This window comes from Chryseobacterium bernardetii (assembly GCF_003815975.1).
In the GTDB taxonomy this organism is placed as follows: Bacteria; Bacteroidota; Bacteroidia; order Flavobacteriales; family Weeksellaceae; genus Chryseobacterium; species Chryseobacterium bernardetii.
Genome location: NZ_CP033932.1, coordinates 1,049,486 through 1,067,079, shown reverse-complemented (window position 1 = coordinate 1,067,079; position 17,594 = coordinate 1,049,486). Strand labels below are relative to the sequence as shown.

General features: G+C 36.3%; 15 protein-coding genes. 5 read left to right on the top strand and 10 right to left on the bottom strand.

The features are described 5' to 3' along the window. Positions 1-39: 39 nt before the first annotated feature. The 4 genes from EG339_RS04955 to EG339_RS04940 form a co-directional block, all read right to left on the bottom strand. Positions 40-2,229 carry a TonB-dependent siderophore receptor gene (locus tag EG339_RS04955; RefSeq protein ID WP_123869132.1) on the bottom strand — a complete coding sequence of 730 codons (2,190 nt, stop codon included), beginning with the start codon at positions 2,227-2,229 and terminating at the stop codon, positions 40-42. Positions 2,230-2,380: 151 nt separating this feature from the next. Further along, on the bottom strand, positions 2,381-5,455 hold the full coding sequence (secA, locus tag EG339_RS04950) for a preprotein translocase subunit SecA (RefSeq protein WP_123869131.1): 3,075 nt from the start codon (positions 5,453-5,455) through the stop codon (positions 2,381-2,383). A gap of 124 nt (positions 5,456-5,579) precedes the next feature. After that, positions 5,580-5,801, bottom strand: coding sequence for a DUF2795 domain-containing protein (locus tag EG339_RS04945; protein ID WP_002662059.1), 222 nt, complete (start codon positions 5,799-5,801; stop codon positions 5,580-5,582). Positions 5,802-5,937: 136 nt separating this feature from the next. Then, complete coding sequence (locus EG339_RS04940) at positions 5,938-6,966, bottom strand: GDP-mannose 4,6-dehydratase (protein WP_123869130.1); 1,029 nt, start codon at positions 6,964-6,966, stop codon at positions 5,938-5,940. Between the two features lie 90 nt (positions 6,967-7,056). On the opposite strand from EG339_RS04940, the gene EG339_RS04935 reads away from it, so the two are divergent. Both EG339_RS04935 and EG339_RS04930 read left to right on the top strand, forming a co-directional pair. Further along, positions 7,057-7,854 carry a DUF2797 domain-containing protein gene (locus EG339_RS04935; RefSeq protein WP_123869129.1) on the top strand — a complete coding sequence of 266 codons (798 nt, stop codon included), beginning with the start codon at positions 7,057-7,059 and terminating at the stop codon, positions 7,852-7,854. Positions 7,855-7,885: 31 nt separating this feature from the next. Next, the gene (locus EG339_RS04930; RefSeq protein ID WP_123869128.1) at positions 7,886-10,540 is read left to right on the top strand and encodes an AsmA family protein; all 2,655 of its coding nucleotides are present in this window, start codon (positions 7,886-7,888) and stop codon (positions 10,538-10,540) included. A 117-nt stretch (positions 10,541-10,657) separates the two neighbouring features. Here EG339_RS04930 and EG339_RS04925 read toward each other — a convergent pair whose 3' ends face one another. Continuing rightward, a complete protein-coding gene (locus EG339_RS04925; RefSeq protein ID WP_066691104.1) occupies positions 10,658-11,008 on the bottom strand; it encodes a hypothetical protein in 351 nt (116 codons plus the stop codon). A 174-nt stretch (positions 11,009-11,182) separates the two neighbouring features. Here EG339_RS04925 and EG339_RS04920 point away from each other — a divergent pair, with 174 nt between their 5' ends. Further along, positions 11,183-11,377 (top strand): hypothetical protein, encoded by a 195-nt coding sequence (locus tag EG339_RS04920; RefSeq protein ID WP_123869127.1) that lies wholly within the window; start codon positions 11,183-11,185, stop codon positions 11,375-11,377. Positions 11,378-11,500: 123 nt separating this feature from the next. Further along, the gene (locus tag EG339_RS04915) at positions 11,501-12,547 is read left to right on the top strand and encodes a PA0069 family radical SAM protein (RefSeq protein ID WP_123869126.1); all 1,047 of its coding nucleotides are present in this window, start codon (positions 11,501-11,503) and stop codon (positions 12,545-12,547) included. A 35-nt stretch (positions 12,548-12,582) separates the two neighbouring features. Here EG339_RS04915 and EG339_RS24155 read toward each other — a convergent pair whose 3' ends face one another. The 3 genes from EG339_RS24155 to EG339_RS04910 form a co-directional block, all read right to left on the bottom strand. After that, the gene (locus EG339_RS24155) at positions 12,583-12,753 is read right to left on the bottom strand and encodes a bacteriocin-like protein (protein ID WP_164466417.1); all 171 of its coding nucleotides are present in this window, start codon (positions 12,751-12,753) and stop codon (positions 12,583-12,585) included. 146 nt (positions 12,754-12,899) lie between these two features. Then, on the bottom strand, positions 12,900-13,061 hold the full coding sequence (locus EG339_RS24150) for a bacteriocin-like protein (RefSeq protein WP_164465405.1): 162 nt from the start codon (positions 13,059-13,061) through the stop codon (positions 12,900-12,902). A 201-nt stretch (positions 13,062-13,262) separates the two neighbouring features. Then, the gene (locus EG339_RS04910) at positions 13,263-14,213 is read right to left on the bottom strand and encodes an isopenicillin N synthase family dioxygenase (protein WP_123869125.1); all 951 of its coding nucleotides are present in this window, start codon (positions 14,211-14,213) and stop codon (positions 13,263-13,265) included. An 84-nt stretch (positions 14,214-14,297) separates the two neighbouring features. On the opposite strand from EG339_RS04910, the gene menD reads away from it, so the two are divergent. Next, the gene (gene menD / locus EG339_RS04905) at positions 14,298-15,974 is read left to right on the top strand and encodes a 2-succinyl-5-enolpyruvyl-6-hydroxy-3-cyclohexene-1-carboxylic-acid synthase (RefSeq protein ID WP_123869124.1); all 1,677 of its coding nucleotides are present in this window, start codon (positions 14,298-14,300) and stop codon (positions 15,972-15,974) included. Here the strand turns inward: menD and EG339_RS04900 are convergent. Together EG339_RS04900 and EG339_RS04895 are read right to left on the bottom strand one after the other, a co-directional pair. Beyond that, complete coding sequence (locus EG339_RS04900; protein ID WP_123869123.1) at positions 15,971-16,597, bottom strand: aminotransferase class IV; 627 nt, start codon at positions 16,595-16,597, stop codon at positions 15,971-15,973. The genes menD and EG339_RS04900 overlap by 4 nt on opposite strands. Then, the gene (locus tag EG339_RS04895; protein WP_123869122.1) at positions 16,581-17,558 is read right to left on the bottom strand and encodes an aminodeoxychorismate synthase component I; all 978 of its coding nucleotides are present in this window, start codon (positions 17,556-17,558) and stop codon (positions 16,581-16,583) included. Before EG339_RS04895 ends, EG339_RS04900 begins: the two co-directional genes overlap by 17 nt. Between the last annotated feature and the right edge of the window lie 36 nt (positions 17,559-17,594).

Genomic DNA, 17,594 nt, shown 5'->3' with positions numbered 1-17,594 from the left:
GCAAAAAGTTAACCCCCAAGAGGGCTAACCTTTAATTTTTTAAAATTTATAAGTGAAGCTTCCTAATACGTTCGCAAGGGCCTGTGCATTGGCTGTTGTATATCCGCTCCAGTATTTTTCGTTTGTGAAGTTGTCTACCTTTACCCCAATTCTGAATTTTCTTGTATCATAAAAGGCATTAGCATTCAGCACCAGATATTTTGGAAGAATAAAAGTTCCCATTGTAGTTGAGTTGACGATCTTGTTATCGCTGGCATAATTTCCTCCCACACCAAATCCAAGACCTTTTAAACTTCCGTCAAGGAACTGATAGCTCGCATTGAAATTAACCAACCACGGAGAAGAAGCTGTAGCAGGCCTTCTTCCAATTACAGTTTCATCCGCTTCAGTATATTTCATATCATTATAGCTTACACCGGCAATTACAGAGAATCCTTTAATCAGATAAGCATTTGCTTCCAATTCAATCCCCTGACTTGTTAGTGATCCTGCCTGTCTTTGAATTGCTCTCCCTTGATCAGTATATCCAGCATTCAGAAGTGTATTTTTTACTTTGATATTGTAATAGCTTAATGTTGTACTGATTCTTCCTTTGATAAGACTGGCTTTAAATCCACCTTCGAACTGATTAGCTCGTTCAGGGTCAGAAAGGGTTACATTAGAATTGGCGTCGGAAACATAATATCCGTTGCTAGTGAAACTATTTTGATAATTTCCAAATACAGAGACTTTATCCTGAACAATCTGATACACAATTCCCAGCTTCGGAGACCATGCTCCCTGGCTATATGCTGCAGTTACATTTTGTCCCGTTTGACCTCCTTTAAAATCTACACTTTCATATCGCAAAGAAGTAAGGATATTAAGTCCTGCTACAGGAGTGATTACATTGGAAATGTATCCACTGTAAACATCTTTTTTTCCTGTACTGATATAGGTGTTATTTTTTTCAAAATCAGGCTGGTTTCTCAGATTGTCATACATTGCTCCCAATGTCTGGCTATTCATATTAGAATAGTCAGTACCTTTAAAAGGAACCCAGTCAAAATTGGTAAACATAAAGTACTGATTGTCATTCAATCTCAAATAATCAAAACCGGCTACTGTTCTGTTTCTTATACTTCCAATATTGAAATCAAAATTAAAATTCTGCTGAAGCTGGAAATAAGTTCTTTTGCTGTCTTTGGTTGACTGGTCGGCTCTTGCTATTCCAATTTCAGAACTATTTGTAGGATTGGGGGAGAAATAAAAATATGGACTGAATCCGTCTGAATAAGAATAGGCAGTACTTACATTAGTGGAAGATTTAATATGTTCATTAATCTTATAGTTAACCTGCCCAAAGAAATTTCTTGCTCTACCTACAGTTTTAAGGCCTTCCCCGGTATAAGACTGTTTATAGTTATATCCAAGTTTCTCCATTTTGTCCATGCTGTCTGCTCCAAGTTGTGAGCTAGGATAATAAAAGAAAAATGCAGTTTCAGGATATGAATGGGTTTCAAACATTTCCAGTTCCGCATTAATTTCTAAATTATCTGTAGGACGGTAAGTGATGGAAGGTGTAAATGCATAGAATGAATTCTTTGCATTGGTTCTCTGGAAGGTACCCTGGTTTGTATAAGCCGTATTTAATCTGAATAATAACTTCTTATCGTTGGTCAGCGGAGCATTTACATCTGCCTGTACCCTGTAGTAGTTGTAACTTCCTCCTGCAAGAGATATTGCTCCTCCGAAAGTTTCATAAGGTTTTTTTGTAATTCTGTTGACAACTCCGCCATAAGAAGTTACATTACTTCCAAATAACGTTGCAGAAGGCCCTTTTAAAACTTCAATTCTTTCAACATTAATAGCATCCATGGAAGTGGTAATAGGAGCTACCATACCATTTCTGATAGAGTTTCCTGCTACAAAACCTCTCAGGTTAAGATAAATTCCTCCGTCTCCGGATCTGTTGGTTGCACTCCACATCTTCTGTGCACCTGCTACATTTCTGAAAGCATCATCTACGGTGAACAGCAGTTGGTTTTCTAAAACTCCTTTGTCAATAGAAGAGTACACCTGTGGATCCTCTATGGCCTTAAGAGGCATTTTGTTGGAATAATCACTGTCTTTCTTGACATATGTATTGATAACTACTTCATCTATGTTTTTTGTGGTTAATGAATCTTTTTTTTGGGCAGAAACCATCATTGTCGCCAGTGCGGAAGCACAGATCAGTACATTTTTCATGAAAGCAAAATTTTATGCAAATATATTGTTTTTAACTATTCTAAATAAAAAACAATGTTGATATTTATCATAAAATTATTATACATTCCACAATAAAAAACCGCTCCGGGCAATGCCAGAGCGGTTTCTTAATAATATCATTAATTATTTCCTATGCAGGAATTTCTCCTTTGTATAAGAAAGAAATAATTTCTTTGTTTAATTTCTCCATCATTTCACTGAATAAGTGGAAAGATTCCTGTTTGTAAATTACAAGCGGATCTTTCTGCTCATAAACAGCTCCCTGAGAAGATCTTCTTAAGTCGTCCATTTCACGAAGGTGAAGCTTCCAGTTTTCATCAATGATGGATAAAGTGATATTCTTTTCAAAATCGTTGATTAAGCTTTCGCATTTGGTCTCATAAGCTTCTTTTAAGTCAGCCACAATTGTCATTGTCTTGTGTCCGTCTGTGAAAGGTACCTGAATCATCTTAAACATTGATCCCTGGTTTTGGTATACATTCTCAATGATCGGGAATGATTTTTCCTTCAACAGGTTCAGCTTCATCTGGTAATCTTCCTGAGCTGCTTTGAATAAAATGTTCGTTAGGTCCTGAACATTTTTATTCTTGAAGTCATTTTCAGAAACAGGAGATTCCATAGTAAAGGTCTTAATGATCTCATATTCAAAATCCTTGTAGTTTCCTGTAGCTTTTCCTTTCGCAACGATTGAGTTGGCTACATCAAAGATCATATTCGTGATGTCATATTTCAGGTGGTCTCCGAACAGAGCATTCTTTCTTCTCTTGTAGATTACATCACGCTGCTTATTCATTACGTCATCATACTCAAGAAGTCTCTTTCTGGTTCCGAAGTTGTTTTCTTCCACTTTCTTCTGGGCTCTTTCAATAGATTTGCTGATCATGGAGTGCTGAATAACTTCACCTTCTTTATGACCCATTCTGTCCATCATCTTGGCAATTCTTTCAGAACCGAATAAACGCATCAGGTTATCTTCAAGAGATACGTAGAACTGAGAACTTCCAGGATCTCCCTGACGACCTGCTCTACCTCTTAACTGTCTGTCAACACGTCTTGAGTCGTGTCTTTCTGTACCGATAATTGCTAAACCTCCTGCGTCTTTTACTTCTTTCGTAAGCTTAATGTCGGTACCACGTCCTGCCATGTTTGTTGCAATGGTTACAACTCCCGGACGGCCTGCTTCAGCAACAATCTCTGCTTCTTTTTTGTGAAGCTTCGCATTCAGTACCTGGTGCGGAATTTTTCTTAACTGAAGTGCTTTTGAAAGCAACTGAGAAATTTCAACTGAAGTTGTTCCTACAAGAACAGGTCTTCCGGCAGCTGTTAATTTTTCAACCTCTTCAATTACGGCGTTATATTTTTCTCTGTTAGTTTTGTAAACTAAGTCTTGTTTGTCATGTCTTAGGATAGGACGGTTAGTAGGAATTACCACAACATCCAGTTTGTAGATCTCCCAAAGCTCACCAGCCTCTGTTTCAGCAGTACCCGTCATCCCCGCAAGCTTGTTGTACATACGGAAATAGTTCTGAAGCGTAATGGTCGCAAAAGTTTGGGTAGCAGCCTCAATTTTTACATTTTCTTTAGCTTCAATTGCCTGGTGAAGACCATCAGAATAACGTCTTCCTTCCATGATACGCCCGGTCTGCTCGTCAACAATTTTTACTTCACCATCAATAACTACATATTCATCATCTTTTTCAAATAATGTGTAGGCTTTCAATAGCTGGCTCATTGTGTGAACTCTTTCAGACTTTTCCGCAAAATCACTGAAAAGTTTTTCTTTAGCTTCGAATTCTTCTTCTTTAGATAAGTTTTTTGCTTCTAATTCAGCAATTTCAGTTCCGATATCCGGTAGAACGAAGAAGTTTGGATCAGAGTTCCCCTGAGACATGTATTCAACACCCTTGTCTGTAAGATCTACCTGATTGTTTTTTTCTTCGATGACGAAATAAAGATCTTTATCTACAATCGGCATATCACGGTTGTTGTCCTGCATGTATTGAGCTTCAACTTTCTGAAGCAATGCTCTGTTTCCGCTTTCCGATAAGAATTTGATTAATTGTCTGTTTTTAGGAAGACCTCTGTATGCCTGAAGCAATTTGAATCCTCCTTCTTTGGTGTTTCCTGCTGCGATTAATTTTTTCGCTTCATTGAAAATAGCAGAAACCGTTTTCTTCTGAACTTCAACAATTCTGTCGATAGAAGGCTTAAGAACATCGAATTCCTGTCTGTCTCCCTGAGGAACCGGACCTGAAATAATCAACGGTGTTCTGGCATCATCTACCAATACAGAATCCACCTCATCCACGATCGCAAAGTTCAATTCTCTTTGTACCAGTTCCGAAGGTGAAGTTACCATGTTATCTCTCAGATAATCGAAACCGAATTCGTTGTTCGTTCCGTAAGTAATATCTGAGTTGTATGCTTTTCTTCTTCCGTCTGAGTTCGGCTGGTGGTTATCAATACAGTCGATAGACATTCCATGGAACTGATAAAGAGGACCCATCCATGCGGAGTCTCTTTTCGCAAGGTAATCGTTCACGGTTACAACGTGTACTCCTCTTTCCGGAAGTGAATTTAAGTAAATAGGTAATGTTCCTACCAAAGTTTTACCTTCACCGGTTGCCATTTCGGCAATTTTACCACTGTGAAGAATAATACCTCCGATAAACTGAACATCATAGTGGACCATATCCCAAACTACTGGAGTTCCGGCAGCGTCCCATGAGTTTTTCCAAACAGCCTGGTCTCCCTGAATACTAACAAAATCTTTTCCTGCAGCAGCCAATTCTCTATCCCAATCGGTTGCAGTTACACGGATTTCTCCATTCTGTGCCCATCTTCTTGCCGTTTCCTTTATCAATGCAAAAGCTTCCGGAAGGATCTGGGTAAGAACTTTCTCTTCAATTTCGTAGGATTCTTTCTTTAGAGACTCAATCTTTGTGAAAAGAGCTTCTTTCTCATCAACATTTGTTGAGTTCTTTATCTGCTCTTTAATCTGTTCTATTTGAGCTGTTATCTTGCTGGTTGCAGATTTTATATTCTCTTTAAACTCAGCAGTTTTTTGTCTCAAACCATCATCCGACAATTGTTGGATGTTAGGTTCTACAGCTTTGATTTTTGTTACAACTTTTTTTACTTCTTTTAGGTCCTGCGCTTTTTTGTCTCCCAAAAACCCTTTAAGAACTTTGTTTAAAAAACTCATAAATTTTTTGCTTTATGCTTAATGCAAGATGCTTTAAGCGTTTTAATGACACGCTTATCGTGTAGTTAATATATAAAAAAGGGCAAAAAAGCTCTAAGCCTGCAGCCTAAAGCTTATCGCTTTATTAATATTCGTCCTCGTTCCAAAGGAAGTCCTCGTCGGTTGGATAGTCGCTCCAAACCTCCTCAATAGATTCATAAATTTCTCCTTCATCTTCAATTGCCTGAAGGTTTTCTACTACTTCCATAGGTGCACCAGTTCTGATTGCGTAGTCAATAAGCTCTGCTTTTGTCATTGGCCAAGGTGCGTCACTTAGATATGAAGCTAATTCTAATGTCCAGTACATAATTTTCTAATTTTTTGCAAAAGTATAAAAATAGGTTGTATAATAAACTTTTTTATACTTGATTTTCAATTCTTTTTATAATATTTTCTTATAAATCACTGTCACCAACTGCATGACAGCCATGTCAGTAATTTACTTATTGTCGTTTTCTCAAAAACCATTCCACAAATTTTTTTATGCCATTTTGGAAGTCTGTGTCAGGTTTATACCCTATTAAAGTCTTCGCCCGGGTAATATCGGCATTGGTTTTTGTGACATCTCCCGGCTGCATTGGCAGAATTTTTCTGATGGCAGGCATTTTTAAGGCATTTTCTATTGCAGCTACCATTTCCGTTAAGGTAACCACCTGATTTTCTCCTAAATTAAGGATTTCGTATATATTGGAATTGTTTTCCAGATATAGAATAGATTTGGTAACCCCATCAATAATATCATCAATATACGTATAATCTCTGGCAGTTGTACCATCACCATAAAAAGGAATTTCTATACCTTCTGAAATAAGTTTTGTAAACTTATGGATAGCAAGGTCCGGCCGCTGCCTTGGCCCATATACGGTAAAGAACCTGAGCTGGATCATATCGATATGATAAAGGTTATGATAAACATGGCCAAGAATTTCTCCGCATTTCTTTGTTGCGGCATAAGGAGAAATAGGGTTGTCTACATTGTCGGTTTCTGTAAAAGGAACCTTTTCATTGTTTCCGTAAACACTTGATGAAGATGCACAAATGAATTTTTTAATATTAAAATCCTTACACAACTCCCAAAGGTTCATGGTGCCACGGATGTTGACTTCTTCATACTCCAAAGGCCTTTCAATAGAGGGACGAACACCGGCCAATGCTGCCAGGTGGATCACCATATCGATAGAATGGTTTCTGAAAATATCTTCAAGGCCTTTTTTATCTCTGATATCCTGATAATAGAGGGTATATTTTTCAGAATGAGAGAGGGAAACCAGACGCTGAATATCAGTTTCTTTATCTGAAAATTCAAAATCCGAAATTTTATCAATAGACTCTAAAGTATTTTTAATTTTTACCTGATAGCTATAGAAATCATCAAAATTGTCAATGTTTATGACAGAATGTCCATTTTTTAATAATTGTTCAACTAAATGGGAACCGATGAACCCGCTACCGCCTGTTACAAGATAAATCATCAATGGTTTTTTATGGATACAAAAATATAAATTTTACTTTTTGAAAAATATAATCATTAAATTTACGTAAAAAAGTAATATAAATATAATATGCAGTTTCAAGGGCAAATTTTAAAAATGATAAGCTATGATGCTAAACCCATTCAATATTATCTGAATCTTTCAGGAGATCTGATTCATATTAATGAGTTATTAGGGAAGGAATTAAGCATTAAGCATGTTGGGTTTCAATGTGTAAACTGTGGCGAAAATAAGCCTGTTTATCGGATGGGTTTCTGTAAAAACTGTTTTTTTGAAAGTCCTTATGCCAGTGATACGATTATCCGTCCGGAGCTTTCTACTGCCCATTTAGGAGTTGCAGAACGAGACCTGGAAGTGGAAAAAGAAATTCAGCTTCAGCCTCACACGGTTTACCTGGCCTATACCGGGGACGTGAAGGTAGGAGTGACCAGAAATACACAGATTCCTACAAGATGGATTGATCAGGGGGCTACTTTTGCCTTGCCTATTGCCAGAACTGAAAACCGTTATGAAGCGGGAATGATAGAAGTTGCATTAAAAGAACATTTAGCAGATAAAACAAACTGGAGAAAGATGCTTCAGGATGATTTTGAAGATGAAGTAGATCTTGCAGATTTCAGGCAAAAGATCAAGGAACATTTCCCTGAGGATTTCCAGAAATTCTACAGTGAAGGGGAAGAACTGTGGAGGTTTGATTATCCTTTTGAAAAACCAGAAAAGGTTACTTCATTTACATTAGATAAGAAACCTGAATTTTCCGGAAGACTTACCGGAGTGAAAGGACAGTATCTTGGATTTGAAGGTGGGAATTTCATCAATGTAAGAGGGCATGAAGGCTATGTGATAGAATTGGAAATCAAAAATTAATCTTATCCGAACATTCAACCAAATCACAAATATGAAAAAATGGGTTAAAAGACTACTAATCAGCTTCGGAATCCTGGCAGGGCTTCTACTGGCCGCTAACTTCGGACTGAATTTCTGGCTTAAAACCCAACTTCCGGCGTATATCAAAAACAATACGGACTATAAAGTCTCTTACAAAAGTCTGGATGTTGATCTAAGTACAGGAAATATACTGGCAACGGGGATTTCCGTAAACAGTAAAGATCCGCAGAATACTAATGTTATTGGGTTACAGGGGACTATTGATACACTAAAGGTCAGCCGATTCGGGATCTATGATGCGATTTTTAATAAAACAATAAGTTCCTCAGACTTATTACTGGCAAAACCCAATCTGAACATTATTCTGGCAAAACCTGTAGACCAAAAAACGGGAAAAAAAAGGAATCCTTTCTTATTTGAAAACATCAGGATCAATGAAGGAAAAGTTACTATTTTCAGGCATACTAAACAGAAATTTCTATCCGTAGAGAAACTGGATCTGTTGGTGGAGAACCTGCAGATGACGGAAGAATCTGTAGAAGATAAACTGCCTGTTGTTTTTGACAGATACAGCATTAAAGGACAGAACTTCTTTTTCAGACCGGATGATGTATATGCCATTACCATCCGTTCCATCAATACAACAGATGGGCAGATGGTTGTTCAGAATTTTAAGTTGATTCCATTATTGTCTTTTGCTCAGTTTAAAAGGTTTTATCCTAAAAAAACTCAGCTTTTTGAATTTACTATCCCCAAAATGGAATTCAAAGATGTGCTTCTGACTAAAAATAAAGTGTCTCTTGCAGATGCAGATTTTCAAAACCCGGTTTTTACAGTATATAATACCGGGGTGAAGAATGTTAAGAAGGAAAAGAAGAAATCTGACTTTGAGGTTAATTTGGAGAATGTTAAACTTAAAAATGCTGCAGCCCAAATTAACAAGGCGGATGGAAGCAGGCTTTTATCTGCAGGAAACATGAGTTTGAATATCAATAAATTAGTGTTTAATAAAGAAACTTCTGAGCAGATAGTTCCGGTTGGATATAAGGATTTTACATTTTCCGGAAGGGATATCGTATATGCTGATCATCAGAATATTGCTATTGGAATTGCTGCTTTAAAGCCGACTAACGGCGAAATCAGAGATCTTTCATTTTCTCCGGGTTCTCCAGACAACACAAAAACAACAATGGATTTAAAATCCAGTCATATTGCTTTTAATATCAATAAGCTGGAATTCATTAATAAAAAACTGAATCTAGACATTAAGGACATTCTGGTTGAAAATGCAAACGGAACCATAAATGCTGGAGATCATAAGCCAAAGAAAAATACTAATCCCGGTATTATACAATCTATCATTGTAAGGAAACTTTCTTTTAAGAACTCGAATCTTATCTACGATAAAGGAAAAGAGCCATTGGCTTTTCATGACCTGAATGCTACTGTAAACGGCATTAAAATTGGTCCGGAATTTAATGATAAAGGTCTCTCTTTTACAATAAAAGATTATTTTCTGACAACCCGGAATTTTGCTTATAGAACACAGTTTTATCATATCAGTGTTGGACTCTTGAAGCTGAATAAGAACAGAATTCAGATCAATAGTTTTGCGATGAAACCTCTCGTTTCGAGAAATCAGTTTATCAAAATGATACCTGTGGAAAGGGATCTGTACGATTTGAAAGCAGGACAGGTTACTGCTGAAGGAGACTGGGAGCTATTTTCAAATCATAAGTTTATCAATGCCTCCCATGTTGTGATCCAATCTGCGGATGCCAATATATTCAGAAGTAAGATTCCAAAGGATGATCCGAAAGTAAAAGCACTGTATTCTAAAATGCTTCGGTCCATTAAAATTCCTATGAACATCAATACGCTTGATCTGAAGAACTCAGTTTTGGTATATGAAGAAGATACCCCGGAAAGTATGGGACCGGGTAAACTCACATTCAGTAATTTTAATATGAATGTTAAGAACCTGAATTCAGCGAAGGCAAAAGGAAAACCTACCAGGGTAGATATCAATATCAACTGTTCGTTCATGAACTTATCACCGCTTTCTGTAAAATGGGGCTTTGATGTTGCAGATCAGCATGATGCTTTTATGATTTCAGGAAAGACCACAAACCTTCCGGCAAATGGAATTAATCCGTTCATCAGGCCTTATCTGCATGTGACAGCTACGGCGGGAACTATTCAGGAAATGTTATTCAGTTTCAAAGGAAATCCTGCCGGATTGCACGGAACATTTAATTTGAAACATAAAGATTTGAAGATAGCTGTCCTGAATAAAAATAACCATGAGAAAAAAGGCTTTTTAACAGCAGTTGCAAATGTCTTTTTAAAATCAGACTCTGGGAAGTATCCGGAATCAGTAACGGTAGAAAATGTGGAGCGTGATCCTACAAAATCCTTCTTTAACCTTTTCTGGAAGGGAATTGAGCAGGGATTGAAAAAGACTCTTATTGGAAAAAATGTTGAAAAAACCGAACAGAAAGTTAAAAATGCAGTTTCTTCAGTGAAGGAGATGAAGCAGTCTGTAAAAGATATTAAAGAGGAAATCAAAAATAAAAAGAATCCCTCTCCATCTGAAGAGAAAAAGGAGAAAAAAGGATTCTTAAACGGTATTTTTAAAAAGAAAGATAACTCTGAAGAGAAATAATTTTTTTAAACCATTAAAGTGTAACCGTAAACTGATTTTTTTAATAGAAGTAAAATCAATTTTATTTTAATTGAAACAGCCTTAATGGTTTAAAAAATCAATATTGTTATTTGATATTTAAAAATTGAATTCATCACTTTCATGAACGGGGATGTCTCTAAGGAATTCATCAAACTTTTCACCTGGGTAATTGCTGTCTGCCCCATAGGAATCAATGATCATTCCGCGGTTTCCGGCATCATCTTTTACTACATACAATACGGCATTGTCATCCGGATTGCTGTCTCCTTCGAAACGATAGGTTTTTAAAATAGTCAATTCGGAAGGCTGATAAATTTTTTCAGAATTCTCAAATTTCATCTCACAGTTTTCATTCATTCTGAATTCCCTTTGTATTCCTCTTTCAGAGAGCTTTTTCATAACCTGGCTCAGGGTAGTCATTTGATCGATGTTTTCTGGATTTTCCATAATAATATTTTTGTTGATAAGTACAATAATTAAACCATTGCTTTTCTAAAGATAAGAAAAATAGCAGATTATAATTTTCTTAAAAACAGTGTTTAATGTTAACAAAATTTATAATTCGGAAAGGTAAAATAGGTACACTTTTTGCAATACTCATCTCAATAAATCAAAGAAAATATGAAAAAAGAAGTTGGAGTTTTACTGGCAGGGGGAGTTGGTCTTTTGGCAGTATTAAGTTTAATAAGCATCAAAAAAATATTGACTAAAAAAGATAAAAAATATAGTGACAGTTATTCAGACTATCACCGACACTTTGATGAAAAAAGCCACGACGACGAAACACACGGAGTGGAATTTTACGCGCTGAAGTAGTAAAAAAAAATATTAAATTATGTTTAAATCCAACGCTTTTGAAAGTGTTGGATTTTTTTTGTGGAAAACTTAAGTGTTAAAGTTCATTATTTTATAAGAAATCCATTCTAATTTTATATCAGAATGTCAAACGAAAATTTCATAAAAGGTCAGGGAGCTCAGCAAAACGTTATCAACCGTTTCGACCGGTATACCTATGAGCCTGAAGATGAAGATTTCGAGGCTGTGAAGACTTCTTTTACAGAAGTTTTTCCGAAAACTATTGTGAATCAGGTAAAAAGTGAAGATCTGCCAATGGAATATTCTATGAATCCTTATCAGGGATGTGAGCATGGCTGTTCTTACTGCTTTGCCAGGCCTACTCATGAATATTGGGGCTACAGTGCCGGAATTGACTTTGAAAGAAAGATCATGGTAAAGAAAAACGCCCCTGAACTGCTGGAGAAATTTTTTCAGAAAAGAGGCTATAAAGCGGCGCCTATTTTACTTTCAGGGAACACAGATTGTTACCAGCCTGCGGAAAGACAATTTGAAATTACAAGAAAACTCCTGCAGGTTTGTATGGCTTACAGACATCCTGTCAATATTCTGACAAAAAATGCATTGGTATTGAGGGATTTGGATATTTTAAAACCAATGGCTGAGCAAAACCTTGTCTCAGTTTCTTTAAGTATCCCTACGATCAATGAAGAACTAAGACGGAAAATGGAGCCGAGAACAAGTTCTGCTCCCAATAAATTGAAGGCAATTGAAATCCTTTCCGAAAATAAAATTCCTGTTCACGTCATGGTAGCACCTATTATTCCGGGGCTGAACAGTGATGAGCCTTTAACTATTTTAAAGTCTATTTCTGATGCAGGAGCCTCTGGTTTTGGGTATACATTAGTAAGGTTAAACGATACTGTGGAGCCGGTTTTTGTTAACTGGATTGAAGCTCATTTTCCAGACCGGGCGCAGAAAGTATTGAATCTGATCCGCTCTATGCGGGGAGGAAAACTTGGTGATAAAAGATATTTTGAAAGACAAAGAGGCGAGGGGAATATTGCTGAAATGATACACACCACTTTTAAAGTAGGAAGGAAGAGATTCTTTGAAGGAAAAGAGTTTCCTAAACTATCAACAGCCAACTTTACAGGAACTAAGGATCAGCAGCTGAGGTTGTTTGATTAAATAGAAAAACGCCCCAAAAGGAACGTTTTGTTATTTTAGTAAATAACAGGCTGTTCGCCATCAGGACAAATGAACTCCATTCTGCATAGTGCTTTATACTGAATTCCATCACTGCACACATAGAAACAGTCGCCTGGAAAAGGAAAACTTATCCCTCCGGAGATTACTTTCAGTTTACCTTTGCTTAATTTTTTTAAGTTTTTCATATTATTTGATTTTGAGATTAAATAAAGATATGAAAAAATACTTAAGTGGTTGTTTATAAGTTTATTATTTTGTTTTAATTCCTGAGTAACGGAAAATAAAATACCGTTTCTGCTGAAACGGTATAATTAACTTGTAATAGTTGAAATTACATTTCTTCAGCTGTAACAGGGCATTTAAAATCATCGCTGCATGCAGCACAAATTACTGTACCATTACAATAATACATGCAATATTCAATAACAGGAATATTAGCTCCTCCTGAAATACCTTTTAATTGGTCTTTTCTTAGTTTTTTTAGATTTTTCATATAATTTTAATTGAAATTTTGATAGTAAAGCAAAATTAATTAAAATATATTTAATTAAATAGGGTAATGTGTATTAATATGTAATATTTTAAAACATCAGGAAATTTCATCGCGTTTGCGACAGAACTTGGCGTGTTTTATTCTGAATAAAAAATCGGCTGTCTCAAAATGAGACAGCCGATCTATATCGTTATGTTATATTTATTTCTTAATCAAGCCTAATTCTATCAGTCTTTCATGTAAGAATTCTCCTGCAGTAGTGTCTTCGTATAACTTTGGATTGTTTTCGTCTACACAGTTTTCAAGAGCATTTAATGACATTGCGCTTACTGGGTGCATAAAGAAAGGAATTGAATATCTTGAAGTACTCCATAATTCTCTTGGTGGGTTTACCACTCTGTGAATTGTAGATTTCAATTTGTTGTTGGTATGCCTTGACAACATATCTCCAACGTTAATCATCAATTCATCCGGTTCTGCAATGGCATCAATCCATTCCCCATTGTGGTTCTGGACTTGAAGACCTTTCCCCTGTGCTCCCATTAAAAGAGTGATAAGGTTAATGTCTCCGTGAGCTGCTGCTCTTACCGCATCATCCGGTTCTTCAGTGATTGGCGGATAGTGAATAGGTCTTAAGATAGAGTTCCCTTCAGCGATTTTATCGTCAAAATAGAATTCATCTAAACCAAGGTGTAAAGCTAGTGCTCTTAAAACATACTGTCCTGTTTTTTCAAGCATCTGGAAGGCTTGTTTACCTACTTCGTTGAATTTTGGAAGTTCATCAACGATGACATTGTCAGGATACTCTGCTTTGTATTTTGAATCATCAGACAGGTACTGTCCGAAATGCCAAAATTCTTTCAAGTCTCCTTTTTTGAAACCTTTTGCAGTTTCTTTACCAAATCCTACATACCCTCTCTGGCCACCAATGCCGGGAATCTCATACTTCTGTTTTGTTTCCACTGGCAGCTCAAAAAAGTTTTTTACCTCTCCATATAAATCTTCTACAAGGTTGTCATCAAGAAAGTGGCCTTTTAAGGCAACAAAACCAATTTCTTCATAAGCTTTTCCGATTTCATTTACAAATTTCTGTTTGCGTTCCGGGTTGTCCGAAAGGAAATCACGCAGGTCTACACTAGGTATTTTGTCCATTTTTAGAAATTTACGAACAGCAAAATTACATTTTTTTTAAATTAAATGATTTTAAAATCATTATTTATAAGTTAAATTTGCTGTATGAAAAAATATTCTTCTAAGAGAAGTATCCAAATACTTGCACATCTTCTTCAGCAGTACGGAATTGCAGACATTGTAATTTCACCGGGATCAAGGAATGCTCCTTTGGCAATTCATTTTTCAGAAATAGACAGCTTCAACTGTTACAGCATTGTAGACGAAAGAAGTGCGGCCTTTGTGGCAATGGGAATGGCTAAGAGTGAGAAAAAACCGGTTGCAGTTACCTGTACCAGCGGATCTGCAGTAGTAAACTATTATCCTGCTGTTACAGAGGCCTTTTATCAGAATATCCCGCTTTTAATTCTGACTGCTGACAGGCCAACTGATTTTGTTGATATTTTTGATGGGCAGACCATCAGGCAGAAGGATGTTTTTCATCAGCATTCTTACGGAGATTTCCAATTACTGGAAGATAGTAAGGAAAATGCGGAAGATATTAATTTCGATACCATAAAAAAGGCTATTGAACTTTGCTTTGAAAAGCAGGGTCCGGTGCATATCAATATTCCTTTAGAAGAACCATTGTATGAACTGGTTTCAGAGCTTCCAACCTTTCCTACGGTTGAAAAGACAATCAAACATAAAGATTATGAAATTCCATCCAATCTGATTGCAGAATGGCATACTTCTCAGAGAATTATGCTATTGGTAGGAACAAAAGACTATAGCCCGGAATTGGAAAATCAATTAACGCAATTGGTTAAAAACCATTCCGTTGTAGTATTGAGCGAAGCGAATTCCAATTTGTATCATGAGAAGTTTTTCAGACATATAGACCGTTATATCTTCAACTTTACAGAAGAAGATTTTAAAACGTATGCCCCGGATCTTTTGATTACTGTAGGGCAGAATGTAGTGTCTAAAAAAGTAAAACAATTCCTTAGAAGTGCAAGGCCAAAACAGCACTGGCATCTGGATGAAGTCTGGCAGCCGGATACCTATTTCTCTCTGACAGAAAAAATAGAGGTGAAACCGGAAGTTTTCTTTTCCAAATTATTGAAATTCATTAATCTGGAACCGAGGTCTTACTATAATCTTTGGGATGTTCTGAGAGATAAAAAAGATGCGAGGCATCAACAGTTTGTAAATACAGTGGAGTTCTCAGATTTTTATTTCTTCAATAAAGCGGCACAAACTGTTCCTGAAAACTATAACATCCATTTCAGTAATTCATCAGGAATCAGGTATGCCCAGCTGTTTGATTTTGGGAAAAGAAGAATATACTGTAACAGAGGAACCAGTGGTATTGACGGCTCAACTTCTACGGCAATGGGATTTGCTATTAAAAACCAGAATCCTACGTTATTGATTACCGGAGATTTAAGCTTCTTTTATGATATCAATGGTCTTTGGAACCAATATATTCCTCCTTTTGTAAGAATCATCATTTTCAATAACGGGGAAGGGAATATCTTTAAAATCATTCCCGGGCCTGGAAATGCCAATCCTAATACTTTGGATGAGTTTATCGCAACCAAACACCGTAAAAATGCTGAGCATCTGGCCAAACATTTCGGGTTCTCTTATATCAAGGTAGAAGATGAACTGACGCTGGACAGGGTATTAGAGAATTTCTTCAAACCTGATGCCCAGCCAAAGATCCTGGAGGTAAATACCTACGGGAAGAACAGTGCTGATGTTCAGAAAGCTTATTTTAATTTCATGAAAGAAAACTAAAGATCAAGATATTCTTCACTTCCCGGCAGGTTCATAATCCTGTCAATAGGGTAAATGAACATATCATCAAAATCATTTAGGGCATTAATAATTTGAAAGTGGCTGAATTGCTTTATATTCTGAAGAGTAATTTCAGCCTCTTTTATTTTCTTGTTTTTTAAAAGATGCTGTCTTTGTACTCCATTCAATAAATAAGTATTGGGAGTAAACCAGTCTTTACCCTTTAAAAATAAAAGATTGGAAAAAGAAGTATCGGTAATGTGATTATTTTTTACAATGATGATTTCCTCAGCCTTGGATTTCATTTTCATTTTATCCAATTCTCTGCGGTCTTCAAATTTGAAAGAGTAATCGAAACTGTTGTTTTCCACCAGTTGGAAGTCATGAATTTCAGGAATCGCATAAGGAATCATTTGAGTTCTGATTTTTTTATCCAGGTCATAAGAAATTCTTAGTTTGAAAAGTCCATCTTCATCATGTTCCAGGTTTTTATAGATCTTGGCCAGATCAATAGAACCCTCTTTGCCAAAGTGGGAAAATGTTTGGTTAACACGTTTCTGATGGAGCTCCAATAGAAAAATCTCCTGATCTTCTACTTTTATGCTTTCAATGAATTGGGACATAGATTTTATTTTTCATTTCCTGATATTCGTCTTCTAATTTACTCATGTGCGTTATACCGCCTCCGCTTTTGAAATAGAGTTTATCATTCTCTTTTTCAATAAAACGTATCATTACGCAGCTGTCAACATTTTGACCATCGAACCAGCCGCAAACACCCGTGTAATATCCTCGGTTGTAACCTTCAGCATCCAGGATGATTTCCAGTGTTTTAGGTTTTGGAGCACCTAAAATAGAACCTGCCGGGAGAAGTCTCTGCATGATACTTCCCACTTTTCCGTTAAATTCAGGTTTTAATCTTCCTGAAATTTCCGAACTCATGGCATATAAATCCTTTTGCCGGGTTTTGAGGAAATCAATATGCTGAAACTGGTCTACACGCACGTCATCTGCAACCATGCTCAGGTCATTGCGGAGTAAATCTACTACGGTATAATGCTCGGCTTTTTCCTTGGGATCATTCTTCAGGATTTCTGCAGCATTTTCTATGGAGGCGTCAATAGTACCTTTCATAGGATAAGTCAGAATTTTTCCGTCAATAATCTTCACAAAAGTTTCAGGAGAAAAAAATACAAAAAAATCTTTATAAAAAACTTTGTATTTGGCTTCCGAGTGATAAAAAATTTCTTCAAGGCTTAAATTGGTCTCAATTTCGGTTTTTCGGGTATAATTTACAAGATAGGAATTTCCGAGACGAATATTTTTCTGAACCTTATCAAACCCTGTTTTAAAACTTTCCAGGGTCTCCGGAAAAGATTTCCATTCTACTTTTTTATCAAGTTTATGTTCTTCTTTTGTGTTTGAAAATATCTGAAAATCAATTAATAAGCCTGATTCTGCAATATCGCCTTCCTGATAAACTTCAACATTCTCTGAAAGAAAGTCGATAACAAAGAAATAAGGAACCTTCTGAAGAGAAAGTTCATCCATTTCCATAAATTTTTGATGATTCACTGAAAACATTCGGCAAAAATAATTATTGATGTTTACTTTTGCATA

Bases quoted from the DNA above. Each gene is read 5' to 3' on its own strand.
- menD (WP_123869124.1), top strand. From the start codon at position 14,298: ATGAAAAAATATTCTTCTAAGAGAAGTATCCAAATACTTGCACATCTT.
- EG339_RS04910 (WP_123869125.1), bottom strand. From the start codon at position 14,213: ATGGACAAAATACCTAGTGTAGACCTGCGTGATTTCCTTTCGGACAAC.
- EG339_RS04940 (WP_123869130.1), bottom strand. From the start codon at position 6,966: ATGATTTATCTTGTAACAGGCGGTAGCGGGTTCATCGGTTCCCATTTA.
- EG339_RS04945 (WP_002662059.1), bottom strand. From the start codon at position 5,801: ATGTACTGGACATTAGAATTAGCTTCATATCTAAGTGACGCACCTTGG.
- EG339_RS04920 (WP_123869127.1), top strand. From the start codon at position 11,183: ATGAAAAAAGAAGTTGGAGTTTTACTGGCAGGGGGAGTTGGTCTTTTG.
- EG339_RS04955 (WP_123869132.1), bottom strand. From the start codon at position 2,229: ATGAAAAATGTACTGATCTGTGCTTCCGCACTGGCGACAATGATGGTT.
- EG339_RS04915 (WP_123869126.1), top strand. From the start codon at position 11,501: ATGTCAAACGAAAATTTCATAAAAGGTCAGGGAGCTCAGCAAAACGTT.
- EG339_RS24150 (WP_164465405.1), bottom strand. From the start codon at position 13,061: ATGAAAAATCTAAAAAAACTAAGAAAAGACCAATTAAAAGGTATTTCA.
- EG339_RS04900 (WP_123869123.1), bottom strand. From the start codon at position 16,597: ATGTCCCAATTCATTGAAAGCATAAAAGTAGAAGATCAGGAGATTTTT.
- EG339_RS24155 (WP_164466417.1), bottom strand. From the start codon at position 12,753: ATGAAAAACTTAAAAAAATTAAGCAAAGGTAAACTGAAAGTAATCTCC.
- secA (WP_123869131.1), bottom strand. From the start codon at position 5,455: ATGAGTTTTTTAAACAAAGTTCTTAAAGGGTTTTTGGGAGACAAAAAA.
- EG339_RS04935 (WP_123869129.1), top strand. From the start codon at position 7,057: ATGCAGTTTCAAGGGCAAATTTTAAAAATGATAAGCTATGATGCTAAA.
- EG339_RS04895 (WP_123869122.1), bottom strand. From the start codon at position 17,558: ATGTTTTCAGTGAATCATCAAAAATTTATGGAAATGGATGAACTTTCT.
- EG339_RS04925 (WP_066691104.1), bottom strand. From the start codon at position 11,008: ATGGAAAATCCAGAAAACATCGATCAAATGACTACCCTGAGCCAGGTT.
- EG339_RS04930 (WP_123869128.1), top strand. From the start codon at position 7,886: ATGAAAAAATGGGTTAAAAGACTACTAATCAGCTTCGGAATCCTGGCA.